The organism is Pseudomonas sp. Pseusp15 (genome assembly GCF_059492165.1).
The window spans coordinates 1,304,249-1,327,644 of the sequence record NZ_CP168523.1 but is presented as its reverse complement, the minus strand read 5'-3'; the positions used below and the strand labels follow the sequence as shown (position 1 = coordinate 1,327,644).

General features: G+C 59.1%; 21 protein-coding genes. 10 read left to right on the top strand and 11 right to left on the bottom strand.

All coding sequences use genetic code 11. The features are described 5' to 3' along the window. Positions 1 to 3 precede the first annotated feature (3 nt). From nuoN to ACEN8R_RS06030, 4 genes are all read left to right on the top strand, one after another. Positions 4 to 1,467, top strand: coding sequence for an NADH-quinone oxidoreductase subunit NuoN (nuoN, locus tag ACEN8R_RS06045; protein ID WP_018925505.1), 1,464 nt, complete (start codon positions 4 to 6; stop codon positions 1,465 to 1,467). A gap of 208 nt (positions 1,468 to 1,675) precedes the next feature. Continuing rightward, positions 1,676 to 2,107, top strand: a complete 432-nt coding sequence (locus ACEN8R_RS06040; RefSeq protein ID WP_018925504.1) for a type II toxin-antitoxin system Phd/YefM family antitoxin — start codon at positions 1,676 to 1,678, stop codon at positions 2,105 to 2,107. Continuing rightward, positions 2,104 to 2,481, top strand: coding sequence for a type II toxin-antitoxin system VapC family toxin (locus ACEN8R_RS06035; RefSeq protein WP_018925503.1), 378 nt, complete (start codon positions 2,104 to 2,106; stop codon positions 2,479 to 2,481). Before ACEN8R_RS06040 ends, ACEN8R_RS06035 begins: the two co-directional genes overlap by 4 nt. A gap of 170 nt (positions 2,482 to 2,651) precedes the next feature. Further along, positions 2,652 to 3,977: an OprD family porin gene (locus ACEN8R_RS06030; protein WP_018925502.1), complete on the top strand. Its 1,326-nt coding sequence runs from the start codon at positions 2,652 to 2,654 to the stop codon at positions 3,975 to 3,977. A 545-nt stretch (positions 3,978 to 4,522) separates the two neighbouring features. Here ACEN8R_RS06030 and ACEN8R_RS06025 read toward each other — a convergent pair. The 5 genes from ACEN8R_RS06025 to ACEN8R_RS06005 form a co-directional block, all read right to left on the bottom strand. Then, positions 4,523 to 4,855, bottom strand: a complete 333-nt coding sequence (locus tag ACEN8R_RS06025) for a DUF2790 domain-containing protein (protein ID WP_018925501.1) — start codon at positions 4,853 to 4,855, stop codon at positions 4,523 to 4,525. Positions 4,856 to 4,933: 78 nt separating this feature from the next. Continuing rightward, positions 4,934 to 5,134, bottom strand: a complete 201-nt coding sequence (locus ACEN8R_RS06020; protein WP_018925500.1) for a co-regulatory protein PtrA N-terminal domain-containing protein — start codon at positions 5,132 to 5,134, stop codon at positions 4,934 to 4,936. A 237-nt stretch (positions 5,135 to 5,371) separates the two neighbouring features. Beyond that, positions 5,372 to 8,524: an efflux RND transporter permease subunit gene (locus ACEN8R_RS06015; RefSeq protein ID WP_495624640.1), complete on the bottom strand. Its 3,153-nt coding sequence runs from the start codon at positions 8,522 to 8,524 to the stop codon at positions 5,372 to 5,374. 40 nt (positions 8,525 to 8,564) lie between these two features. Next, positions 8,565 to 9,758 carry an efflux RND transporter periplasmic adaptor subunit gene (locus tag ACEN8R_RS06010; RefSeq protein ID WP_495624639.1) on the bottom strand — a complete coding sequence of 398 codons (1,194 nt, stop codon included), beginning with the start codon at positions 9,756 to 9,758 and terminating at the stop codon, positions 8,565 to 8,567. 49 nt (positions 9,759 to 9,807) lie between these two features. Further along, the gene (locus ACEN8R_RS06005) at positions 9,808 to 11,067 is read right to left on the bottom strand and encodes a TolC family protein (protein ID WP_495624638.1); all 1,260 of its coding nucleotides are present in this window, start codon (positions 11,065 to 11,067) and stop codon (positions 9,808 to 9,810) included. A 466-nt stretch (positions 11,068 to 11,533) separates the two neighbouring features. On the opposite strand from ACEN8R_RS06005, the gene ACEN8R_RS06000 reads away from it, so the two are divergent. The 6 genes from ACEN8R_RS06000 (at position 11,534) to ACEN8R_RS05975 (ending at position 17,225) form a co-directional block, all read left to right on the top strand. Next, positions 11,534 to 12,208 carry a heavy metal response regulator transcription factor gene (locus ACEN8R_RS06000; protein WP_007940896.1) on the top strand — a complete coding sequence of 225 codons (675 nt, stop codon included), beginning with the start codon at positions 11,534 to 11,536 and terminating at the stop codon, positions 12,206 to 12,208. After that, positions 12,205 to 13,605 carry a heavy metal sensor histidine kinase gene (locus tag ACEN8R_RS05995; protein WP_495624637.1) on the top strand — a complete coding sequence of 467 codons (1,401 nt, stop codon included), beginning with the start codon at positions 12,205 to 12,207 and terminating at the stop codon, positions 13,603 to 13,605. Before ACEN8R_RS06000 ends, ACEN8R_RS05995 begins: the two co-directional genes overlap by 4 nt. Before the next feature lie 376 nt (positions 13,606 to 13,981). After that, positions 13,982 to 14,110, top strand: coding sequence for a hypothetical protein (locus tag ACEN8R_RS05990; protein ID WP_256597110.1), 129 nt, complete (start codon positions 13,982 to 13,984; stop codon positions 14,108 to 14,110). 42 nt (positions 14,111 to 14,152) lie between these two features. Beyond that, a complete protein-coding gene (locus ACEN8R_RS05985; protein ID WP_495624636.1) occupies positions 14,153 to 15,385 on the top strand; it encodes a YcaO-like family protein in 1,233 nt (410 codons plus the stop codon). After that, on the top strand, positions 15,382 to 16,347 hold the full coding sequence (locus ACEN8R_RS05980) for a class I SAM-dependent methyltransferase (protein ID WP_495624635.1): 966 nt from the start codon (positions 15,382 to 15,384) through the stop codon (positions 16,345 to 16,347). Before ACEN8R_RS05985 ends, ACEN8R_RS05980 begins: the two co-directional genes overlap by 4 nt. Then, positions 16,347 to 17,225: an alpha/beta fold hydrolase gene (locus tag ACEN8R_RS05975; protein WP_495624634.1), complete on the top strand. Its 879-nt coding sequence runs from the start codon at positions 16,347 to 16,349 to the stop codon at positions 17,223 to 17,225. Before ACEN8R_RS05980 ends, ACEN8R_RS05975 begins: the two co-directional genes overlap by 1 nt. Positions 17,226 to 17,268: 43 nt before the next feature. Here the strand turns inward: ACEN8R_RS05975 and ACEN8R_RS05970 are convergent, their stop codons facing one another. The 6 genes from ACEN8R_RS05970 to ACEN8R_RS05945 are packed head-to-tail and all read right to left on the bottom strand — an operon-like array spanning position 17,269 to position 23,205. Beyond that, entirely contained in the window at positions 17,269 to 19,011 is a 1,743-nt protein-coding gene (locus tag ACEN8R_RS05970; RefSeq protein WP_495624633.1) for an ABC transporter substrate-binding protein, read from the bottom strand. A 47-nt stretch (positions 19,012 to 19,058) separates the two neighbouring features. Beyond that, entirely contained in the window at positions 19,059 to 19,331 is a 273-nt protein-coding gene (locus ACEN8R_RS05965; protein WP_105343964.1) for a DUF2160 domain-containing protein, read from the bottom strand. 10 nt (positions 19,332 to 19,341) lie between these two features. Continuing rightward, complete coding sequence (locus ACEN8R_RS05960; RefSeq protein WP_105343966.1) at positions 19,342 to 20,142, bottom strand: carbohydrate ABC transporter permease; 801 nt, start codon at positions 20,140 to 20,142, stop codon at positions 19,342 to 19,344. An 8-nt stretch (positions 20,143 to 20,150) separates the two neighbouring features. Beyond that, positions 20,151 to 21,017 carry a carbohydrate ABC transporter permease gene (locus ACEN8R_RS05955; protein WP_495624632.1) on the bottom strand — a complete coding sequence of 289 codons (867 nt, stop codon included), beginning with the start codon at positions 21,015 to 21,017 and terminating at the stop codon, positions 20,151 to 20,153. After that, positions 21,014 to 22,111 (bottom strand): ABC transporter ATP-binding protein, encoded by a 1,098-nt coding sequence (locus ACEN8R_RS05950; protein ID WP_495624631.1) that lies wholly within the window; start codon positions 22,109 to 22,111, stop codon positions 21,014 to 21,016. The genes ACEN8R_RS05955 and ACEN8R_RS05950 overlap by 4 nt, the downstream gene beginning before the upstream one ends. Continuing rightward, positions 22,111 to 23,205, bottom strand: a complete 1,095-nt coding sequence (locus tag ACEN8R_RS05945; RefSeq protein WP_018925486.1) for an ABC transporter ATP-binding protein — start codon at positions 23,203 to 23,205, stop codon at positions 22,111 to 22,113. Before ACEN8R_RS05945 ends, ACEN8R_RS05950 begins: the two co-directional genes overlap by 1 nt. Between the last annotated feature and the right edge of the window lie 191 nt (positions 23,206 to 23,396).

Genomic DNA, 23,396 nt, shown 5'->3' with positions numbered 1-23,396 from the left:
GCTATGGAATTCACGACTCAACACTTTATCGCGCTTGCGCCGTTGTTGATCACCAGCGCCACGATCATCGTGGTGATGCTGGCTATCGCGTGGCGCCGCAACCACTCGCAAACCTTCCTGCTGTCGGTGGCAGGTCTTAACCTGGCCTTACTGTCGATCCTGCCAGCCCTGAAAGTCGCGCCATTGGCCGTGACCCCGTTGCTGCAGATCGACACCTTCGCCTGCCTGTACATGGCGCTGATCCTGGTCGCCACCCTCGCCTGTGTGACCCTCGCCCACGCCTACCTGGGCGATGGCGGTACGGGCTACCCGGGCAACCGTGAAGAACTTTACCTGCTGATCCTGATGTCCGCCGCCGGTGGCCTGGTGTTGGTCAGCGCGCAGCACCTGGCCGGTTTGTTCGTCGGTCTGGAACTGCTCTCGGTACCGGTCTACGGTCTGGTGGCTTACGCCTTCTTCAACAAGCGTTCGCTGGAAGCCGGCATCAAGTACATGGTGCTGTCGGCCGCCGGTTCCGCGTTCCTGTTGTTCGGCATGGCCCTGCTCTACGCCGAAGCCGGCAGCCTGAGCTTCAACGGCATCGGTCAGGCCCTGGCGGCCACCGGCCTGCCTAGCCCGATCGCGCAACTGGGCCTGGGCATGATGCTGATCGGCCTGGCGTTCAAACTGTCGCTGGTACCGTTCCACCTCTGGACCCCGGACGTTTACGAAGGGGCTCCGGCACCGGTGGCAGCGTTCCTGGCCACGGCCTCCAAAGTGGCTGTGTTCGCGGTGATGGTGCGTCTGTTCCAGATCTCGCCAGCGGCGAGCAGTGGCGTTCTGAGCAACGTGCTGACCGTCATCGCCATCGCGTCGATCCTGTTCGGTAACCTGCTGGCACTGACCCAGAGCAACCTCAAGCGTCTGCTGGGTTACTCGTCCATCGCACACTTCGGTTACCTGCTGATCGCCCTGGTGGCGAGCAAGGGCCTGGCCGTGGAAGCCATCGGCGTGTACCTGGTCACCTACGTGATCACCAGCCTCGGCGCGTTCGGTGTGATCACCCTGATGTCCTCGCCATACAGCGGCCGTGACGCGGACGCCCTGTACGAATACCGCGGCCTGTTCTGGCGCCGTCCGTACCTGACCGCCGTCCTGACCGTAATGATGCTGTCCCTGGCCGGTATCCCGCTGACCGCGGGCTTCATCGGCAAGTTCTACATCATCGCCACCGGCGTCGAATCGCACCAATGGTGGCTGGTCGGCTCCCTGGTACTGGGCAGCGCCATCGGCGTCTTCTACTACCTGCGTGTGATGGTCACCCTGTACCTGATGGAACCGAACCTGCGTCGCCACGATGCGCAACTGCACTGGGAACAACGTGCAGGCGGCGTGATGCTGCTGGCGATCGCCGTACTGGCGTTCTTCCTCGGCCTGTACCCACAACCGCTGCTGAACCTGGTTCAACAGTCGGGGTTGGCGGGTTGATCGCTTAAGCGATACTCGGTAGAAAACAGAAACGGCACCTTCGGGTGCCGTTTTTGCGTTTGTGGGATTTGTTACCGCTGCCCTCCCCTCCTTCTGCAATCCCCGAAACCTCGCGCAGGAATGTCCGTTTCGTCCTACATCCAGCACTGCGCACTTGGCTCTATCTTGAATGACTGGCTGGATCGATAAATCAACGCGAGGAAGAACAATGAACCGTGAGATCTTTTCCGAACTGGTAGACGGCCTCGACGCCTTGGCCGCTGAGCGTCAAGGCAATGTCACGCTGCTGACCCATCGAGTGAAACGCTCCAAATCGCCGCCCGTCCCACTTGAAGAATCGCGCATCTTTACCGCCTCCCAATATTCTGGCTATATTTGTCCAGAATATGGGAGAGAAACCATGATCGTCGTTCCGTTGGCCGAAGCAAAAAACAATCTGTCCAAACTCGTCGATGACGCAGCCGCCGGGCAGATCATCACGATTGCCAAACATGGTCGAGCCCTTGCGCGTCTGGTTCCGGTGGGAAAACCCCGCGGCCAGCGTATCGGAGCGATGAAAGGCAAACTGGTGCTCCCCGAAGACTTTGATGCCTCACTGCCTGACGACATGCTCGATGCTTTTGAAGGCACTCAAGAATGAGGCTTCTGCTCGACACAAATATTTTGCTCTGGACGCTCAGCGATGACCCCAGGCTATCCAGCAAAGCCAGAAAGCTCATTGAGAGCGCTGCCGACATTTACATCAGCGCAGCGACATTCTGGGAGATGGCGATCAAGGTTGGACTGGGAAAGCTGAACGTTGACTTGGAAGAAATCCGCCAGTGCTGCCTCGACAGCGGGTTCATCGAGCTGCCTGTGACCTCAGAACACGCCATTGCCGTGAAGGACCTCGAACATCACCATCGTGACCCGTTTGACCGTCTCATTGTTGCAACGGCCATGACAGAACCCATGAAACTCCTCACCGCCGATCCATTGGTTGTCCGGTACACGGATCTGGCTGTTTTGGTCTGATCGGGCAACACCACACCCACATGACGAAATTGTAATTCCCCCATCACCTTGGCGTTATCCGCAGCTTGCAACGATGTCACCCGGCGACCATGCCGGCGGGCCCTTGCCCGCCGAACAATAAAACCCACGCCGAAGCACGTTCCCGTTCTGCCGAACCCAAGGAGTGATTGATGGTTAACAATACAAAAATGTCGATAGCCGCTTTAGCGGTGGTTGTCGGCTCCGGGCCGTCCATGGTGTTGGCGGAAGAAAAACCCGAGGGGTTTATCGAGGGCAGCAGCCTGACGGTGCTCAACCGCAACTTATACTTCAATCGTGATCACCGTGACGGCCAGTCGAGTCCCACCGGCAATGGCTATTCCGAGGCCTGGGCTCACGCGGTCATCAGCAAGTTCGAATCCGGCTTTACCCAAGGCACCGTTGGATTCGGGGTCGACGCGTTTGCGATGATCGGCTTGAAACTCGATACCGGTGACGGGCGCAACGGTGGCCGTAGTTCTTTCGACGTGTTGCCGGTCGACAGCGATGGTCAGGCGCGGGATGAATACACCAAGGTCGGTGGCGCCGCCAAAGTGCGCGCCTTCGATACGGTGGTGAAGGTCGGCGATGTGTTCCCCGCCAACCCGGTGGTTGCGGCGGGTGACTCCCGACTGTTGCCGGAAAGCTTCCGGGGTGTCACGGCCACCAACACCAGCATCGAAGGTCTGTCGGTACAGGGCGGTCGCCTGCATGCGATGAGCCAGCCGGTGTCCAGCGACATGCGCGAAAACTTCGCGACCTTCTACGCCGGTCCAGTCAATTCGCCGTGGGTCGGCTATCTCGGTGGCGACTATGCACTGAACAAAAACCTCAGTTTCAGCCTGTATTCCAGTCGCCTCAAGGATGCCTGGAATCAGTATTACGCCGGCACCGCATGGACTTATCCGCTGTCGGATGACCTGTCGCTGTTCGGTGGCTTGAACTATTACAAGGCGGTCGACGAAGGCAAACAACTGCTCGGCGAGTTCGACAACAACATCTGGAGCGGCCGTGTCGGGGTGAAACTCGGCGCCCACTCCGTTGCCTTGTCGCACCAGCGCAACAACGGCAACGACGACTTCGATTACCTGCGCCAGTCCGACTCGATCTTCCTCGACAACTCCATCCAGTACAGCGACTTCAACTCGCCCAAGGAACGTTCGTGGATGGTGCGTTACGACCTCGACATGAGCAGCTATGGCGTGTCGGGTTTGTCGTTCATGACTCGTTACGCCCGCGGCACCGACGCCGATTACTCCAACGCCAACGCCGTGTACATGCGCCGCGATGCCGACGGCAACCCACTGACTGACCAGAAGCGCTGGGAGCGCGACATCGAAGTCAAATACGTGGTGCAGAGCGGCTCGTTGAAAGACATGTCTCTGCGTCTGCGCCAGGCCACCACCCGCGCCACGGCGTTTGAGTCGGATCTGGATGAAGTGCGGGTGATTGTCGAGTATCCGCTGGCGATTCTCTGACTTCACGGTTTATGCAAATTCACCTTTAGAAGCTCCTTGCTCCTTTGGTAAGAGGTGAATCCTTTGGCGTCCTTCGGGGCGCCTTTTTTATGCCCGTGAATTGAGCACTGCAGAAGCAGCCTTCGGCGACGCCTACAGGGTCGGCTTCTGTTTCGGGAGGGTTTGGTGTTGGCTTTTTCATGATTTCGGCATTCAGCGTGATGGTTAGAGCTGACCCATTCGGTTCCACGCGAAAAGGAGGCAGCTGTACGCAGGTTGGAACCCGGGCCACTGAGCAAAACCCGACAGACTCGAAGTCTCCCGCGCACAGCCGCCATAACGGAGTGCACACATCAAGGTGCGCACGTCATGAAAGGCGCTTTTGCTTTCAGTGGAGCCGCGGGGTTCCAATTCCGATCACTGAATTGGCAGCGACAAACACAGGCTAGAGAGCGGACGTCCGACGGACAACCTGAAAACATTGTGGGAAGCCTCCCTACCTTCGCCATATCTGTTAAACATCCCGAATTGAAATACTCAACGTAGGTTGGAGGCCCTCTGTGCCCTCACCCGCCCTGTCGGCGGCAATCGCCTGCCACGGTGTATTTGATGGTATTGAGTTGGCCCTTTGAATCTTCATAGGTCATGGCAGTCGGCACCACGGAGCAGGCAACTTGCGGTCGCACAACGCTCACCACTTTGACCACATCCAGTTTCATCCCGTATTCGTAGTCTTTCACCACCGGCGCAGGTTTACCCTGGTTGGCCGCGTACTGCTCCATGGCTTTGGCGTTGGCACTGAACGCCCTCTCAAACGTCCGGTCACCGCCGCCTTCTGCCAGCGCATTCAACGACATCGCCAGCGCCCCGGCGAACGCCACCCACTTAAAAACTTTCATACCCAGTACCTTCAAATCCAGGCTCAAAAAAAGCCCGGCATCGGCAATCGATGACGGGCCAGTTCAGGTGCGGCACGCTTACAAGTCTTTGGTCTTGTCGTCCTTTTTTTCATTCAACACGACGGGGTTACGCGCCTGTTCCTTGGCGACAAACGCCTCCACCGAACGGTCATTGGCCGCCATCATTTTCTCAAAGACTCTGTCGCCGCCACCTTCAGCCAAAACAACAGAAGACATCACCAACGCCGCTGCGAACGCACTCAGTTGTACAAATTTCATGCTTGATTCCTCGTTTAATTAACTAACGGGATCAAGGTAACAATCCGAACCTTTCGTGACGGTGGCGCGCAAATTACATATCCGTTATGTAACCTGAAAGGCACCTGTGGCGAGGGAGCTTGCTCCCGCTGGGTCGCGAAGCGGCCCCTCCTTCACCAAAAAAAGAAGGGGCCTGCTACGCAGTCCAGCGGGAGCAAGCTCCCTCGCCACAGATAGTGGTATGCCTGAAACATTGGCTTATGAGGTGGGACTCCTCTCCTCTTCACCTCGGTGCGCGAGCTGATACAGCGCCGGCAAAATCAGCAGCGTCAGGATGGTCGAAGACAGAATCCCGCCGATCACCACCGTCGCCAACGGTCGCTGCACCTCCGCACCCGTGCCGGTCGCCAAAGCCATGGGAATGAAGCCCAGGGACGCCACCAGCGCCGTCATCAACACCGGGCGCAGACGCGTGAGCGCACCCTCATTGATTGCATCAGCGAGCGAACGCCCCTCCTCCCGCAAATTGCGGATAAACGCGATCATCACCAGACCGTTGAGCACCGCCACCCCCGATAGCGCAATGAAACCAACGCCCGCCGAGATCGACAGCGGAATATCCCGCACCCACAAGGCCATGACGCCCCCGGTCAACGCAAACGGAATCCCGGTGAACACCAGCAAGCCATCCTTGAGGTTGTTGAACATCATGAACAGCAGCCCGAACACCAACAGCAAGGCCACCGGCACCACGATCTGCAAGCGTTTGGCCGCCGACTGCAACTGCTCGAACTGCCCGCCCCAGCCGGTCCAGTAACCCGCCGGAACCTGCACATCGCGCTCAATCACCTCACCGGCCTCTTTAACGAAGGAGCCAATATCGCGCCCACGCACGTTGGCGCTGACGATCACCAGCCGCTTGCCGTTTTCGCGGCTGACCTGATTCGGCCCGAGCACCAGATCAAGGCTGGCGACGTCCTTGAGGGCGATGAAGCCAATCTGATCAGCCGCGCCATTCAGGGGCGCCGGCACCGGAATCAACAGTGCCGACAAACCTTCGATGTCCTTGCGCATGGCATCGGACAGGCGCACCACCATGTCGAAACGCCGATCGCCTTCATACAATGTCCCGGCCTGACGCCCGCCGACTACCACCGCAATGGTGTCTTGCACGTCGCCGACGTTGAGCCCATAACGCGCCGCCTTGTCGCGGTCGATGTTGATGGTCAGCACCGGCAGGCCGGTGGTTTGCTCGACCTTGACCTCGGACGCGCCGTTGACCTTCTGCATGGCGGCGGCGACCTTCGCCGCCGTGGCGTTGAGCACGTCCATGTCATCCCCGAACACCTTGACCGCCACATCGCTGCGCACGCCGGAGATCAGTTCGTTGAAGCGCAACTGGATCGGCTGCGACAGTTCATAGTTGCTGCCCGGCAGCGTCGCGGCGGCTTGTTGCAGTTCGGCCATCAGCGTTTCGCGGGACTTGCCCGGATCCGGCCACTGCGCCTTCGGCTTGAGCATCACGTAGCTGTCGGAGATGTTCGGCGGCATCGGGTCGGAGGCGATTTCGGCGGTACCGGTACGGGCGAACACACGCTCGACTTCGGGCACCTTGTTGAGAATCAAGGTCTCCAGACGCTGCTGCATATCCACCGATTGCGTGAGGCTGGTGCCCGGCACGCGCAAGGCTTGCAAGGCAAAATCGCCCTCACTGAGGCTCGGCACAAACTCGCTGCCCATGCGGCTGGTAAGCACGCCGCTGAGCACAATCACAGCCAGCGCCGAACCCACCGCCATGGCGCGATGGGACATCACCCACGCCAGCGCCGGCGCATAAACGCGACGCGCGCCGCGCATGACCACGCCCTCTTCTTCCTTGACCTTGCCGGTGACAAACAACGCGATGGCCGCCGGCACAAAGGTCACCGACAACAGCATGGCGCCCAACAGCGCGATGACCACCGTAAAGGCCATCGGGTGGAACATTTTTCCTTCGACACCGCTCAGGGCGAAGATCGGCAGGTACACGACCATGATGATCAACTGGCCGAAAATCAGCGGCCGCCGCGCTTCTTTGGCCGCCGCGAATACTTCGTGGAAACGCTCGGAACGGCTCAGCAAACGCCCGTGATGCTGCTGCGCATGGGCCAGCCGTCGCAGGGTGTTTTCGACGATCACCACCGCGCCGTCGACGATGATGCCGAAGTCGAGGGCGCCGAGGCTCATCAGGTTGGCACTGACTTTGTTGGTGAACATGCCGGTGAAGGTGAACAGCATCGACAGCGGAATGACCATCGCGGTGATCAACGCCGCGCGGATGTTGCCCAGGAACAGGAACAGAATCGCGATGACCAGAATCGCCCCTTCCACCAGGTTCTTCTTCACCGTGGCGATGGCCTTGTCCACCAGGTGCGTGCGGTCATACACCGGAACCGCGATCACCCCTTTGGGCAGGGAACGGTTGATCTGCTCAAGCCTGGTCGCCACTGCCTGGGAGACCGTCCGGCTGTTTTCGCCGATCAGCATGAACACCGTGCCCAGCACCACTTCGCGACCGTTTTCGGTGGCGGCACCGGTACGCAGTTCGCGGCCGATGTCTACCGTCGCGACGTTCTTGATCCGGATCGGCGTCCCGTCGACATTGGCCATCACGATATTGGCGATGTCGTCAGTGCTCGCCACTTGCCCAGGCGCGCGAATCAGCAGCTGCTCGCCGCTGCGCTCGATGTAACCGGCACCGACGTTGGCGTTGTTGCGCTCCAGCGCCGTGACCAGATCGGTGAGGGTCAATTTGTAAGCCGCCAGCCGCTTCGGGTCGGGGGCGATCTGGTATTCCTTGGCGAATCCGCCGATGGTGTTGATCTCGGCCACACCGGGCACGTTGCGCAATTGCGGCTTGATGATCCAGTCCTGAATCACCCGCAAATCGGTTGGCGTGTAGGCGGTGCCGTCGTCCTTCAGCGCACCGTCCTGCGCCTCCACCGTCCACAGGAAAATCTCCCCGAGCCCGGTGGAAATCGGCCCCATCAGCGCTTCCGCGCCCTCGGGCAATTGCTCCCTGGCGATCTGCAAACGCTCGTTGACCAATTGCCGGGCGAAGAACAGATCGGTGCCGTCCTTGAAGATCACCGTGACCTGCGACAGCCCCGAACGCGACAGCGAACGGGTCTGTTCCAGCGCCGGCAAACCGGCCATGGCGGTTTCAATCGGGAAGGTGATGCGCTGCTCGGTTTCCAGTGGCGAGAACCCGGCCGCGCCGGTGTTGATTTGCACCTGGACGTTGGTGATGTCGGGCACGGCGTCGATCGGCAGTTTTTGGTAACTGGCGATGCCAAGGCCGGCCATGAGGAGAACAGCGAGCAGCACGATGATGCGCTGCTCGATGGCAAACTGGATCAGGCGTTCGAACATGAGAACCTTCCGGTCGAGGTTGACGGATCAGTGGGAGCCTTCAATGAGAATGCTCGGCTGAGGCTTTGCCCAACTCCGATTTGAGGACGAAGCTGCCGGCACTGGCGACTTGCACGCCCGGTTCCAGCCCTTGGGTGACTTCCACCAGACCGGCCGCGCGACTGCCCAGCTCCACCGGTTGCGCCTTGAAGCCGTCGTCGGTGCGCACGAACACCGTGGGCTTGTCCTCGACGGTCTGGATCGCGCTTTCAGGTACGGCTACCCTGGCTTGGCGACTGTCGGTCGCCACCAGCGCGGTGACAAACAGGCCGGGACGCCACGAGCCTTGCGGATTTTCCAGGGTCACGCGGACCGTTGCAGTGCGGGTCTGTTCACCGAGCAAACTGCCGACGTAGGCCACGGTGCCGGCGATTTCAGCATTGAGTTCCGGGGCGCTGACGGTGACCGGTTTGCCCACTTGTACCTTGGTCAGATCCTTGGGCGAAACGCCGAACGTCACCCACACCCGCGACAGGTCGGAGAGGGTAAAAGCCGCCGAGGTCTCATCGACCACCTCCCCCGGCGTCAGGTGTTTTTCCACCACCACACCGTCGAACGGCGCGCGCAGTTCATAGCGATTGCCGCCGGTGGCGACCACGCTGCCGCTGAGCACGCTGATTTTTTGCCGGGCATTGGTCAGGGCAATTTCGGCTTCTTCCAATGCCTGGCGTGCCTGAAGGAAATCCTGCTCGGCGGAGATCTTGTCCTGCCACAGTTTTTTCTCGCGTTCGTAGGTGGTGCGCGCCAAGGTCAGGCGCCGCTGCGCGGCAGCCTGTTCGCTGCGCTGATCAGAGATCTGCTGACTGGCGATCACCGCCAGCAACTGGCCCTTCTTCACCGACTGCCCGAGATTGACCGACACCGACTCGACCACGCCAGGGACGCGCGGCACCACGTGCGCGGTACGGTCTTCGTCAAAGCGCACTTCGCCGGGGAACGGCAAGCCGAGGCTGATGTTCTGCGCCCGCGCTTCGGCCAGTTGAATGCCCGCCGCAGCGATCTGCTCGGTGCTCAGCTCCAGGTGCCCTTCTTCTATATGTTCACCGTCGGCTGCTGCGCCTTCTTCAGCGTGACCGGCGTGCTCCGCCGCTTCATCGGCGTGCGCGTCGATGGACGCATTGCCCGGCCACATCGAGCCAATACCAATGCCCAGCGCCAACGTCGCCGCAGCCACCACGATCAGTTTTTTTTCCATGGAAACTCCTCTGCGCCATGCCATCGCGCAGTGATTTGAAAGATGAAATTCAAGGGCTGACGGTGAGGTCGCCGAAGATGCGTTCGATGCGTACTCGCGCGTCCGTCGCCTCGCTGACGGCCTGGATGTATTGGCTGCGGGCGGCGATCAGGGTGCGCTGGGCGTCGAGCACATCGAGGAAGCCGAACTTGCCCATTTCGAAGCCGCGTGTGGCGCTGTCGACCGCACTTTGCGCGGCGGGCAGGATGGTCTGGTTGAACGCTTCGACTTCGCCGTTGGCGGTCTGCCATTGCTCAAGGGCGGTCTGGATTTCCGTGCGCAAACGCAGCTCGGTGGCGTTGCGCAGGTCCCGCGCCTGATCGCTGCGCCGGGCTGCCGCCAGCACGTTGCCCTGATTGCGGTTGAACAGCGGAATCGGCAGCGACAGCCCGACCACGTTGACCCGCTCGCGCTCGGTTTCGCTGTATTGACTGCCAATGCTCACGGTCAGGTCGGGAATGCGTTGCGACTTTTCCAGACCCAATGAGGCTTCGCGCTGATCGATCTGCAATTTGGCCAGACGCAGTTCGGCGGTCTCGTTCAGGCGCTCCAGCAATCGGCTCGCCGGTGGCACGGTGGGCACGCTTTGCGTGGCCGCTTGCACGGTGGTCGAGGCTGGCAACGGTGCGCCCATGACCTGCGCCAATTGCTGATAGGCGTTGGCCTGATCACGCTCGGCGCGGCTCAGTTCCAGGCGCATTTCGGAGAGTTGCACGTGCGCCCGGGTGCCTTCGACTGGCGATGATTTGCCGGCCTCGATGCGTCCTTGGGCGACGCGCAAACCGTGTTCGGCCAGTTGCAGCGACTGGCGGGACAACTGCAAGCGTTGTTGCGCGGTCCGGGCGCTGTTGAACGCCTGAATCACATCGGCGCGCAAGGCATTGCGCTTGCGCTCCCACTCGATCCCGGCGGCGTCCTGCGCGCGGCTGGCGACGTCGATCCGTGCGCCACGTTTGCCGCCCAGTTCGATCGGTTGGCTGAGCATCAGCGTGGTGGTTCGCGAATCGCGCCGGGTGTCTTCGGCCTCCCACGACACTTCGGGGTTGGGGATCAGACCGGCCTGTTTGCGCTCACCCTCGGCGATGCCGATTTCCCACTGCGCAGCCGCCAGATCCGGGTTACCGGCGAATGCCGTTTGCAGGGCTTGATCGAGGGTCAGGGTCGATGCATGCACAAGCCCCGTGCCGGCCAGCCACACAACGCTGGCCGTCACTGTCCTCGCTGTTTTTTTCAGGCGTGATCGCGCCATCCGTTCTTTTAAACCGGGCAATGGAAGACTTCCTTTATTCAAGAATCTTTGATGCCGCCACGGTAGGGTTTTGAACTTATCGGCAAGGTGACTGGAACATTACAAATCCGTCATCCACGGTTTATGGAAGTTGTTTTGATCTAGGATGCGAAGTGCGAAAGGCGACATAGCAATACATGGAAACAAATACACGGTAGTTATCTGCCAAACAGCACTTGCCTGAATGTGGCGCATGGGCATTCGGGCTTGCCTGCTGCGAAAGGCTGTCGCAGACGACCCTATTAATGGCTCAAGACCCAGCATTTCAGTTGACCCTGTAGCCACTACAGCCTTTACCTTGCACGCCATCACACAGGGAAACCGCTGTAGGAAACCAGCACTCACAACCTCTAGTCGTTATTCAAATCCGTCCGGAAGCCCCTACAAAAACAACAACTTTCCTGGCCACCTTAATTAAATATCCATTAAATAAAAGTGGTGATAGATCATGCGAATCCTTGTCGTCGAGGACGAGCTTAAAGCTGCCGAATACTTGCATCAGGGACTGACGGAAAGTGGTTATATCGTTGACCACGCGGCCACTGGCGCCGATGGACTGCATCTGGCGCAACAGCAGGCATATGACCTGGTGATCCTGGATGTGAACCTGCCGGAACTCGATGGCTGGGGCGTGCTGGAGCAATTGCGTCGCACCCACTCCACCCGGGTGATGATGCTCACCGCCCGCGGGCGTCTGGCCGACAAGATTCGTGGTCTGGATCTGGGTGCCGACGATTATCTGGTCAAGCCATTCGAGTTTCCGGAATTGCTGGCGCGGGTGCGCACGCTGATGCGCCGCAGCGAAAACATCCCGGTGCCGCAGGTGCTCAAAGTCGCCGACCTGGAGCTTGATCCGGGCCGTCACCGCGCCTTTCGCGGCGAGCAGCGCATCGACCTGACCACCAAGGAGTTCGCCCTGCTGCATCTGCTGATGCGCCAGTCCGGGGAAGTACTGACCCGCACCCAGATCATTTCGCTGGTGTGGGACATGAACTTCGACTGCGACACCAACGTGGTCGAAGTGTCGATCCGGCGTTTGCGGGCGAAGATCGACGACCCGTTCGACAGCAAACTGATCCACACCCTGCGCGGCGTCGGCTACGTGCTGGAGGCGCGGGAATGAAGCCGGCCAGCCTGTCGATGCGCCTCGGCCTGACGGTGAGTATTCTCGGGGCGCTGCTGGTAGTGTTTCTGGCGATCCTGGCTTATTTCGCCCTGACCCATGAACTGAACGCGTTATCCAGGGACAGCCTGGCCCAGAAGATGGAACAGGTGGAACACAGCCTGTCGCTGTACGCCGATCCCGCAGAAATTCGTTCGGCGCCGCACATTCTGCTCGATCAGGTCATGGGCCATGACAACCTCACCCTGACGATTTATGACCGCAGTAACTTGCGCACGCCACTGTTGAAATCCGGCTCCGGCATGGCCGACCCGCGCCTTGAACGCAAGGCAGTGCTGGCCGCCGACGAACCACTGGCGTTCTCCGACGGCACCGACGATCAAGGCAAGCGCTACCTGACCGCTTCTCGGTTGGTCCGCATCAAGGACGGCACCCGCGTCCCGGTGCTGCTGTCGATGGACGATGCCCACAATCAGGCGTTGCTCAGCGCCTACCTGCGCTCGACGCTGATTGCTTTGCCATTGCTGCTGATCTTCATCGGCCTCAGTGCCTGGGCCGCCGTACAGCGGGGGCTGATGCCGTTGCGCGAGTTTCGCAAAGTGGCGGCGATGGTCTCGACGCAAGACCTCGGCCATCGGCTGTCGGTGCTCGACATGCCCCAGGAACTCAGTGAACTGGCCCAGGGGATCAACGTCATGCTGGATCGCCTCGACAATGGTGTGCAGCAGCTGTCGCAGTTCTCCGATGACCTGGCCCATGAACTGCGCACGCCGATCAACAATCTGATGGGCAAGGCACAGGTGACGCTGTCCCGGGAACGCACGGCCGAGGCGTACAAAAACGTCTTGGTGTCCTGCACCGAAGAGCTGGAGCGTGTTGCGCGGATTGTCTCGGACATGCTGTTTCTGGCGCAGGCCAGTAACCCCGTAGCGCTCACATCTTTCGAGTCGGTCGCCCTGGAAGAAGAAGTCGAAAAAGTGGCCGACCTGTTTTCCTTGTCGGCGCAAGACAAGCGCATCAGCCTGAGCGTGACCGGCAGCGCGCGCGTGCTGGGCGACCGGCTGATGATTCAACGGGCGATCTCGAACCTGCTGTCCAACGCCCTGCGCCACTGTCCGGCCGGGCAAACGGTTTCGCTGCACATTGAGCAAGAGGCGACACAGGTTGCACTGGAAGTCAGCAACCCCGGCGCGGGCATCGAAGCGCAGCATCTGCCGCACCTGTTCGACCGCTTTTACCGGGTCGACAGCAGCCGCTCCCGCTCACAAGGCAGCACCGGACTGGGCCTGGCCATCGTGCGCTCGATCATGAGCCTGCATCAGGGGGTGGCACAGGTTAAAAGCTCGCCTGGGACGTTGACGGTGTTTCGATTGGGATTTCCCACCCCCGATGAATAGATGCCCAGTCATTCAACCTGCATTTTTTCTGAAACGCCTTCATACGCGATAGGAAAATTCGTCGCGCGAAGAACCCTGAAGAGCCACAAAAGTCAGTCATCACGATTTCGCACCTCCATGCAGCTGAAATTTCCGACAAGTGCATGCGTCGAAATCGTTGGGGCGGGTATGTCCCGCAATACCGTCCCATTCAACACCCGCCGATGCGTCACGAAAAAAATCGTCAAGCCGACAATTGATGTGTACGTATTTCAACACCCCTTGAATATGTTTTTTGAAACTTCCTGTCACTTTTGACCGAGCCAATACCTGTCTTATACATTTGCTCCGTGCTCGATACAGCACATCCAATGTCTAACAAAAAGAGAGTTTAATTATGGGTTATATGGGTAACTGGAACGCCAACAAAGTGATCGACCTTGAACAACAGGAAGCGCCTACGCCAGAGCAGGTTGAAGAACTGCAACTGACTGAGGCTGAACAGTCCGAACTGGAAGCTGTATAAAAACGGGGGGCCGGCGCCCCCCGTTTCTCGATGGAACAAACAATGGGTTTCACACTTGCCGAACGAGAACTCACCCTGGAGCAAGCTGAACAGCGGATTCACGCTGAACTTGATGGCTTGGGCCTGCGTGTCGACACCCGCACACTGGGCCAGCAGATTGTCGCGGTCCATGCCTCTGCCAGCTCCAGCGATCAGCACCACACCGCCAGGGGATCAGGTAAAGGCTACCCGCGCCACGCCCGTGTCGGTGCACTTTACGAAATGCTGGAACACTATTTAAGTGACCACTTGGATACATCCGACATTCACTATGTAGCCCCGCGCTATTTTTCCGACACATCACTATTTACCGACGACACTGCCCTGGCACTTATCGCCGAACAACCCAATGCCATAACAGCCTGCCGACAGTATACGAATGTTCTAAAGCGCACTTCATTTACATACCCGGTCGCTTTATGCACACCCGGTTATTCACGACGAACACTGATACAAGACACAACCAACTATGGCGCACTGCAACGTTATGCCAGTAATAGCGGAACCGCTATTGGCGCAACTTACAACGAGGCGATTTTGCATGCTGCCAATGAATGTATTGAGCGCGATGCGGTTTCGTTGTTCTTGCTGGAGCATTTCTACTACGAAAACCACGCGCCCCTGCGCCGCGTCGAACGCATGTCCGATCACGACGAGCTGGGTCGGCTGTGGCTGGACGCCGAAGCGGAAATCGGCGCCGAGATCGTCCTTGTCGACATCAGCACCGAATTCCTGCCGCGAACCTTTCTGGCCTTTTCAGCCGCGCCATGCACTCACCCGCGAGTCTTCGGCACCGGTTGCTCGATCGATGCCAGGCATGGCGCATGGCGAGCACTTACCGAACTGGTTCAGTTACATCTTTGGTCCTCGGAGCCTGAACTGAGAGACTATCTGAGCAACGCTCAGCGGCATCTGACGGCCTTTCCTCGCCTGTTGCGCTGCCTGCGATTCGATCTGCATCCGCTGTTGAACCTGTGCGAGCAACAAACGGTAGTCTTGCCCGATGCTCGTGATGAACGACCATTGGCCGAGCAAATCAGCTTGCTGGCCGAAGACCTGCATCGGTATGGGCGCACGCTGGGCATTGCACCGCTTCACCAGACCGCACTCGGGACCACGCTGGTCAATGTCGTCATTCCGGGGCTGGAGCGATTTTTCGTAGTCTCCAGCGGCAACGTGGTTATCCCGCAGGCGCGGGGACGGCGCTTGGAAAGGCGACATGGAGCGCCGGCATGAACGCTCGATCGGCAACGACTGCCCTCCATCGAGAACAGCGCTTGGCTCAATCCTTCGTCCGTCATGTGGCATCCCCTGGCAAACTCGATCGTTACATCGAGCCCTTGGGGCCGGGGCTCCATCAGCTCTTCGTTCTGCGCGTGAATGGCTGCGACTGGGTGGGCCGAAAAGTCCTGCAACACACTGACACTGACACTGACGGCTGGCATATCAACAGCCTGCTCAGGCCCTGGATGTTGCTCGGACCGCTCGCTGAGTGGCATTGGGGCAATGAAGGTGCAGAGATCTATTTTCGAGGAGTTACCCGACAAGAAAAGGAAACGGCTTTCCACGTTGCGCAGACTAAACCGGACAGCGAGGTGTGTTTCCCGCTTCCTGTCACTGATGACACGGGCCTGGAGTTTGTTTGCCCGCCCGAATACTGGCAGTGCAATGAATCGCTCGCCAAGCAACTGGATGCCGACGAAAGCCACTTTCGCCAGCATTGCGCAACGTTACTCAAGACGATATCGAGTCCCGGCGCGGTGATCCATGATCCGGCGTGCTCGACTGGGGAATTCATTGCGCACCTGGCCCGCGAACTCCCCGACCGACATTGCCTGGGCTCCGATCGTTCGGCGTCGATGATCGAACATGCAAAAAATCGTCATGGCACCTCATCTGCCGAATTTTATCTGGCCGATGCCCGAAACATTGCCTCTGCCGGCATCAAATGTGATGTGCTGATACTGCGTTTCCTCAATGCCGAAGTCATGACTCGCGCCGATGCGCAGCAGACATTGCACGATATGGCACCGTGCGTGAATCCGGGAGGCACGATTATCGTTTTCGGCCATACGCCGGTACTGATTTCCGTTCCCTACATGGCCCAGATCCTGAAACTGCAGGTGATTTCCAGTGTAGCGGCCCGCCCCGGGCACACGGAGCTGTTCCAGTTCTACAGGCTGAAGGTTCCCATCTGATGGTGGTCTCCCCGATCAATGGCTACTACCCGACTCGTGACGGCCACCATCTCTATTGGGAGCGGCACGGCACCCCCGGCAGCGAACCGATATTTTTCCTGCATGGCGGGCCGGGTGGTCGTAGCACCCTCCATCATCTTGAGTTCTTCGATCTGCGATGTTTCGATATCATTTTGTTCGACCAGCGAGGCTGCGGGCGCTCCCTTCCCCTCGGCGAGCTCCAGCACAACAACACTGGGCTGTCCGTTGAAGACATCGATGCCCTGCGTCGGCATTTTGGTTTCGAAAAAATCAGTTTGCTGGGCATTTCATGGGGAAGCTGGTTGGCCATCCAATACCAGCATCGCTATCCCGACGCCATTCTGAAAACCACGTTGGTCTCGGTGTTCATACCATTTGTTGCGAACGTAAGCGCCTACGATAAAACCTTGAGCGAGGGTTTATCTCAATTAACCCCTGGCTCCCACGACGCCAGTGCGCGGGGTATCTACCAGATACTGAGCAATGGTTGCGAGGTGCAACAGCGTCAGGCTGCCATCCACTGGCTGCAGGCTATTTTGCAATTGAACGGGCAATCGATGTGCCCGCACGCACTCGAAGACTTCGTTGATGAAGAAGCGGTGCGCGCCATCTGCCTGGAGTTGCATTACCACGTTAATCACTATTTCTTCACACGGGCGGACGAGCGTCTCCGGGTCGATGCCGATACCCTGGTGATACAAGGCATCAAAGACACCTTCGGCATGTCCAGCGTACGTTGGCTTCGCCAGCGCCAGAACATCCGTTGTCGTCTGCTCCACGCCGGGCACAACGCCTTCGACCTCGCGGTAATGAGAACCGTGCGCCAGTCGCTGAAACGAGAAAGTGGACATAAATAGAAACGGCACCCGAAGGTGCCGTTCGACGTCGCAGGCCGATCTGTTACTTACGCGCCACCTCCCACGATTTCAGCAGTTCGGCATAGCTCACGGTTTCACCCTTGGGCTTCTCGTTGGCCAGTTTCGGCTTCGGTGCGCCCGGTTGGTCGAACCAGTATTGCGCGTCGCGTTCCGGGTTCATTTTCGGCGCGCAAGTGGCCTGGGCCTTGGAGCGTTCCAGACGGGTCATGATCGCGTCCTGATCCTTGGCCAGACCATCGAGCGCCTGTTGCGGGGTTTTCTCGCCGCTGGCGGCTTCGGCGATGTGGCTCCACCACAACTGTGCCAGACGCGGATAGTCCGGCACGTTGGTGCCGGTCGGGGTCCATTGCACCCGCGCCGGGCTGCGATAGAACTCGACCAGGCCACCGAGCTTCGGCGCCAGGTCGGTCATGGCTTGAGAGTTGATGTCCGACTCGCGGATCGGTGTCAGACCGACGATGGTTTTCTTCAGCGACACGGTTTTCGAGGTCACGAACTGCGCGTACAGCCAGGCCGCGAGTTTCTGTTTCTCAGGCGTGGACTTCATGAATGTCCAGGAACCCACGTCCTGATACCCAAGCTTCATGCCCTCTTCCCAGTACGGCCCTCTCGGCGACGGCGCCATGCGCCACTTCGGCGTACCGTCGGCGTTCACCACCGGCAGCCCCGGTTTGGTCATGTCGGCGGTGAACGCGGTGTACCAGAAAATCTGCTGGGCAATGTTGCCCTGGGACGGCACCGGGCCGGATTCGGAGAAGGTCATGCCCGCCGCTTCCGGTGGCGCATATTTCTTCAGCCAGTCGACGTATTTGGTGGTGGCAAAAACCGCTGCCGGGCCGTTGGTATCGCCTCCGCGGGTCACGCTGGAGCCGACCGGATGACAGTCTTCGACACGAATGCCCCACTCATCCACCGGCAAACCGTTGGGCAAGCCCTTGTCACCGCCACCGGCCATGGAGAACCAGGCATCGGTAAAGCGCCAGCCCAGGGACGGGTCTTTCTTGCCGTAGTCCATGTGCCCGTAGACCCGCTTGCCGTCGATCTCCTTGACGTCTTCGCTGAAGAATTTGGCGATGTCTTCATAGGCAGACCAGTTCACCGGCACGCCCAGTTCATAGCCATACTTTTCCTTGAACTTGGCTTTCAGCTCCGGGCGCTCGAACCAGTCGGCGCGGAACCAGTAGAGGTTGGCGAACTGTTGATCGGGCAATTGATAGAGCTTGCCATCGGGCGCAGTGGTGAAGGAGGTGCCGATGAAGTCCTTGATGTCGAGGGTCGGCGAGGTGAAGTTTTTACCTTCATTGGCCATCAGGTCGGTAATGGCTTCGGTCTTGCCGTAACGGAAATGGGTGCCGATCAGGTCCGAGTCGTTGACCCAGCCGTCATAGATGCTCTTGTCCGACTGCATCACGGTCTGCAGCTTTTCCACCACATCGCCTTCTTGCAGCAGGTCGTGGGTGACTTTGATGCCGGTGATCTCGGTAAAGGCCTTGGCCAGCACCTTGGACTCGTATTCATGGGTGGTCAGGGTTTCCGAGACAACCTTGATGTCCATCCCGCGAAACGGCTCGGCCGCCTTGATGAACCACTTCAATTCCGCGAGTTGCTGATCGGCCGTCAGGGTGGACGGTTTGAATTCGCTGCCGATCCATTTTTTCGCAGCGTCTTCGTAGGCATCAGCCCAGGCCGATGCGCTCAAACCGCTGAGTGCCAGCATGGCTGCCAATGAAATGCTATGTCGCAGCTTATTGTTTTTGTCGAACATAGAGACCTCCTGTTTAGGTTTTGGAGCACGATTGCCGAGCGATTCGACTAGCCCCAACGCATCACAGCCAACAGCCACACCAGGGACAACGCGAACGCTATCCAGATGCTCCAGTCGGTGACGCCGATTACCAGCAAATGCAGGTAGGCGCTGCCGAGAAGACCGATAAACAAGCGATCGCCACGGGTGGTGGCAATCGGCAGAAAACCTTTTCGAAGAATGCTTGGCGAACGCAACTCCCAGGTCGTCATGCCCACCAGGATCAAGGCGATGACGCCGAAGAACGCCGCCGTCGGGCCGGTCCAACTCATCCATTCCATCATCAGTTCCTCATACCCGGCCCAGGGCAAAGCCCTTGGCCACATGGTTGCGAACAAACCAGATCACCAGCATGCCCGGCAGGATGGTCAACACCCCCGCTGCCGCTAGCACGCCCCAGTCGATGCCCGACGCCGAGACCGTACGGGTCATCACCGCGGCGATGGGTTTGGCGTTCACCGACGTCAGGGTTCGCGCCAGCAACAGTTCGACCCAGGAAAACATGAAGCAGAAAAACGCCGTGACACCGATCCCGGAACCGATCAGCGGGACGAAAATCTTCACGAAGAACTTGGGAAAGCTGTAGCCGTCGATGTAGGCCGTTTCGTCGATTTCCTTGGGGACACCAGACATGAAGCCCTCAAGAATCCACACCGCCAGCGGCACGTTAAACAGACAGTGAGCCAACGCCACCGCGATGTGCGTGTCGAACAACCCGATCGAGGAATACAGCTGGAAGAACGGCAGCAGGAACACCGCCGGCGGTGCCATGCGGTTGGTCAGCAGCCAGAAAAACAGGTGCTTGTCACCGAGAAAGCGGTAACGGGAAAACGCATAGGCCGCCGGCAACGCCACGGTCAGGGAAATGATCGTGTTCATGCTGACGTAGTACGCCGAGTTGAGGTAGCCGGTGTACCAGCTCGGGTCGGTGAAGATCACCTTGTAGTTGGCGAAGGTGAAATCCTGGGGAAACAGCGTCAGGCCGCCGAGGATTTCGGTGTTGCTCTTGAAGGACATGTTCAACAGCCAGTAAATCGGCACCAAAAGGAACAGGATGTAGATCAGCAGCGGGATCAGCTTTCTCTTGCTCATGGCGGGCCTCACCGATTGGCGTCAGAGTGAGTCATGGCGGTGTAGAACAGCCACGACACCAACAGGATGATCAGGAAGTACACCAGCGAGAAAGCTGCCGCCGGGCCCAGATCGAATTGGCCTACGGCCATTTGGGTCAAAGTCTGACTCAAGAAGGTCGTGGCATTGCCCGGACCGCCACCGGTCAGCACGAACGGCTCGGTGTAGATCATGAAACTGTCCATGAACCGCAGCATCACCGCGATCAGCAGCACGCTCTTGAGCTTGGGCAACTGGATGTGTCGGAACACCGCCCAGGCCGACGCCCGATCGATCCGCGCCGCCTGGTAGTACACGTCCGGAATCGCCCGCAGACCGGAGAAACACAACAACGCCACCAGCGACGTCCAGTGCCACACATCCATCACTAGCACCGTGACCCAGGCATCCATGGTGTTGGCCGCATAGTTGTAGCTGATGCCCATGCCGTTGAGGCTCGACCCGAGCAGGCCGATATCGGCGCGACCGAAGATCTGCCAGATGGTGCCGACCACGTTCCATGGAATCAGCAGCGGAATCGCCAGAATGATCAGCACCACCGACGACCAGCGGCCCTTGATCGGCATGGTCAGGGCGATGGCGATGCCCAACGGAATTTCGATCAACAACACGCAGGCGGAATAGATGAACTGGCGCAGCAGCGAGTCATGCAGCCGTGGGTCGAGCAACACCTGCTTGTACCAATCGGCGCCGACGAAATAGCGGCTGGACTGGTCGAAGATGTCCTGCACCGAGTAGTTGACCACGGTCATCATCGGGATCACCGCACTGAATGCCACCAGCAGGAACACCGGCAGCACCAGCCACCAGGCCTTGTTGTTCTGCACCTTGTTCATGGCAGCACCTCCAGCAGGTAATCATCGGCATAGACCATCAACCACTGGGCCGGAAAACTGATGTACACCGTGCCATCGGGCACCGGTTTGTCTTCGGCCAGGCGTACTTTCAGCAGAACGCCGTCGAGGTTCAGGGTCATGATCTTGTAGGTGCCCAGGTCTTCGACGTGTACGACCTTTGCCTGCAACGCGTCATCAAAGGCCTCCTCCCACACATGAACGAACTCCGGACGGATGCCGACCTTCAGGGTTTTCCATTCGGTGTCGGCGATTTGTTTCTGCATCGCTTCGGACAACGGCAAGTGAGTCCCGGCAAAACCGACACCGCCGGGTTGCGGTTGAACCTCGATCAGGTTCATCCCCGGGCTGCCGATGAAATAGCCGACAAAGGTGTGGCTCGGCCGCTCGAACAATTCCCGTGGCGTACCGAACTGCACGATCTGCCCGCCATACATCACTGCGATCTTGTCGGCGAAGGTCGAAGCTTCGAGCTGATCGTGGGTGACGTAGACCATGGTGATGTTGAACTGCTCGTGGATCTGCTTGAGCTTGCGCCGCAGCTTCCACTTCAGGTGCGGGTCGATTACCGTCAACGGTTCATCGAAGAGGATCGCCGACACGTCATCGCGCACCAGCCCACGGCCCATGGAGACTTTCTGTTTTTCATCGGCGGTGAGGTTGCGCGCCTTCTTGTGCAGCAACGCCTGAAGGTCGAGGACTTCGGCGATTTCATGCACCTTGCTGAAAATCTTCGCTTCGACCATGCCCTGATTGCGCAGCGGGAAGGCCAGGTTGTCGAACACCGTCATGGTGTCGTAGACCACCGGAAACTGGAAAACCTGGGCGATGTTGCGCTTTTCCGGGGTCAGTTCGTTGACCACTTCGCCGTCGAACATCACCTGGCCCTGGGACGGGCTGAGCAACCCGGAAATGATGTTGAGCAAGGTCGACTTGCCGCACCCCGATGGCCCGAGCAGCGCATAAGCGCCGCCCTGCTCCCAGACGTGGTCCATCTCGCGGATCGCGTAATCCTCAGGGCCGGCTGGCGTGCGGGTGTAGCTGTGGGCAAGGCTCTGCAAACGGATTTCGGCCATCAGGCAACCCTCGCAATGCGGCGACCGGGCGCCTGGACCAGCCGCCCCTGCATATCGAACACAAACAGTTTATGAGTCGGGATATAGATGCGAATCGGCGCATCGACGTCGTATTCGTGCACCCCCGGCAAGTGCAGCACCAGCAGGAAATACTCGTTGCGCACGTGCAGGAAGGTTTCCGAACCGCTGATCTCGGCCACCTCGACGGTCACCGCCAGTTCCAGATCGTCGTCGTTGCTCGGCACCAGCGAGATATGGCTGGGACGCACGCCGAAACGGAACTCGCCCTCGCCCACCGGACGCAGATCGACGTTCAACGGGAAGTGCACGAAATTGGCGAAACTGACTTCGTTGCCGGCAATGCGCCCCGGCATCAGGTTGATCGGTGGCTCGGAGAACAACTCCGCCGCCAGCACGGTTTGCGGCTGGTGATACACCTCGGAGGATTTGCCGCTCTGAATCACCCGGCCTTCGTGAAGAATCGTCGTGGTGCCGCCCAGCGCCAGGGCTTCGTTGGGTTCGGTGGTGGCGTAAATCGCGATGGTATTGCGCGCCTTGAACAGCTCGCGCATTTCCTGGCGCAGCTCCTCGCGCAGCTTGTAGTCGAGGTTGACCAGCGGCTCGTCGAACAGAATCAGCTCGGCGTCCTTGACCAGCGCCCGGGCCATGGCCGTGCGCTGTTGCTGGCCGCCGGAGAGCTCCAACGGATGGCGCTGGAGGAATTTCTCGATGCGCAGCATCTTCGCGGTTTCCAGCACTTTGCTCTGGATCAGCTCATTGGCAACGCCACCCTGACGCAGCGGCGAGGCGATGTTCTCGAACACCGTCATGGTCGGGTAATTGATGAACTGCTGATAGACCATCGACACGTTGCGCAAACGCACCGGGCGCTGGGTGACGTCGACGCCGTTCATCAGGATGCGGCCGCTGTCGGGTTTGTCCAGACCGGCCATCAGGCGCATGAGGCTGGTTTTGCCGGACAGCGTGCGACCGAGCAAAACGTTGAACGATCCGGGTTCGAAATTAAGGCACGCATCGTCGATCCAGGTCTGGCCTTCGATGGTGCGGCTGACATGTTCCAGGATTAGTGACATGGCTCGGCCTTTTTTTATTTTTTGAGTCAAGCGACCGGAGCTACATAGCGACATCCGTGCCAAAAATCTCAAGCGTTTGATTTGGCTGGAAATCCCATCAAACAAGATAAAAATCGGATTCGTTGATGAACAGAAATGAACAACCACGAATGAACAACTGAACAATCCGGCGGTTGACAATGAACAATAGT

What these genes read in the sequence shown, in the direction of transcription:
- nuoN (WP_018925505.1), top strand. Translation starts at nt 4, where the DNA reads ATGGAATTCACGACTCAACACTTTATCGCGCTTGCGCCGTTGTTGATC.
- ACEN8R_RS06040 (WP_018925504.1), top strand. Translation starts at nt 1,676, where the DNA reads ATGAACCGTGAGATCTTTTCCGAACTGGTAGACGGCCTCGACGCCTTG.
- ACEN8R_RS06035 (WP_018925503.1), top strand. Translation starts at nt 2,104, where the DNA reads ATGAGGCTTCTGCTCGACACAAATATTTTGCTCTGGACGCTCAGCGAT.
- ACEN8R_RS06030 (WP_018925502.1), top strand. Translation starts at nt 2,652, where the DNA reads ATGGTTAACAATACAAAAATGTCGATAGCCGCTTTAGCGGTGGTTGTC.
- ACEN8R_RS06025 (WP_018925501.1), bottom strand. Translation starts at nt 4,855, where the DNA reads ATGAAAGTTTTTAAGTGGGTGGCGTTCGCCGGGGCGCTGGCGATGTCG.
- ACEN8R_RS06020 (WP_018925500.1), bottom strand. Translation starts at nt 5,134, where the DNA reads ATGAAATTTGTACAACTGAGTGCGTTCGCAGCGGCGTTGGTGATGTCT.
- ACEN8R_RS06015 (WP_495624640.1), bottom strand. Translation starts at nt 8,524, where the DNA reads ATGTTCGAACGCCTGATCCAGTTTGCCATCGAGCAGCGCATCATCGTG.
- ACEN8R_RS06010 (WP_495624639.1), bottom strand. Translation starts at nt 9,758, where the DNA reads ATGGAAAAAAAACTGATCGTGGTGGCTGCGGCGACGTTGGCGCTGGGC.
- ACEN8R_RS06000 (WP_007940896.1), top strand. Translation starts at nt 11,534, where the DNA reads ATGCGAATCCTTGTCGTCGAGGACGAGCTTAAAGCTGCCGAATACTTG.
- ACEN8R_RS05995 (WP_495624637.1), top strand. Translation starts at nt 12,205, where the DNA reads ATGAAGCCGGCCAGCCTGTCGATGCGCCTCGGCCTGACGGTGAGTATT.
- ACEN8R_RS05990 (WP_256597110.1), top strand. Translation starts at nt 13,982, where the DNA reads ATGGGTTATATGGGTAACTGGAACGCCAACAAAGTGATCGACCTTGAA.
- ACEN8R_RS05985 (WP_495624636.1), top strand. Translation starts at nt 14,153, where the DNA reads ATGGGTTTCACACTTGCCGAACGAGAACTCACCCTGGAGCAAGCTGAA.
- ACEN8R_RS05980 (WP_495624635.1), top strand. Translation starts at nt 15,382, where the DNA reads ATGAACGCTCGATCGGCAACGACTGCCCTCCATCGAGAACAGCGCTTG.
- ACEN8R_RS05975 (WP_495624634.1), top strand. Translation starts at nt 16,347, where the DNA reads ATGGTGGTCTCCCCGATCAATGGCTACTACCCGACTCGTGACGGCCAC.
- ACEN8R_RS05970 (WP_495624633.1), bottom strand. Translation starts at nt 19,011, where the DNA reads ATGTTCGACAAAAACAATAAGCTGCGACATAGCATTTCATTGGCAGCC.
- ACEN8R_RS05965 (WP_105343964.1), bottom strand. Translation starts at nt 19,331, where the DNA reads ATGGAATGGATGAGTTGGACCGGCCCGACGGCGGCGTTCTTCGGCGTC.
- ACEN8R_RS05960 (WP_105343966.1), bottom strand. Translation starts at nt 20,142, where the DNA reads ATGAGCAAGAGAAAGCTGATCCCGCTGCTGATCTACATCCTGTTCCTT.
- ACEN8R_RS05955 (WP_495624632.1), bottom strand. Translation starts at nt 21,017, where the DNA reads ATGAACAAGGTGCAGAACAACAAGGCCTGGTGGCTGGTGCTGCCGGTG.
- ACEN8R_RS05950 (WP_495624631.1), bottom strand. Translation starts at nt 22,111, where the DNA reads ATGGCCGAAATCCGTTTGCAGAGCCTTGCCCACAGCTACACCCGCACG.
- ACEN8R_RS05945 (WP_018925486.1), bottom strand. Translation starts at nt 23,205, where the DNA reads ATGTCACTAATCCTGGAACATGTCAGCCGCACCATCGAAGGCCAGACC.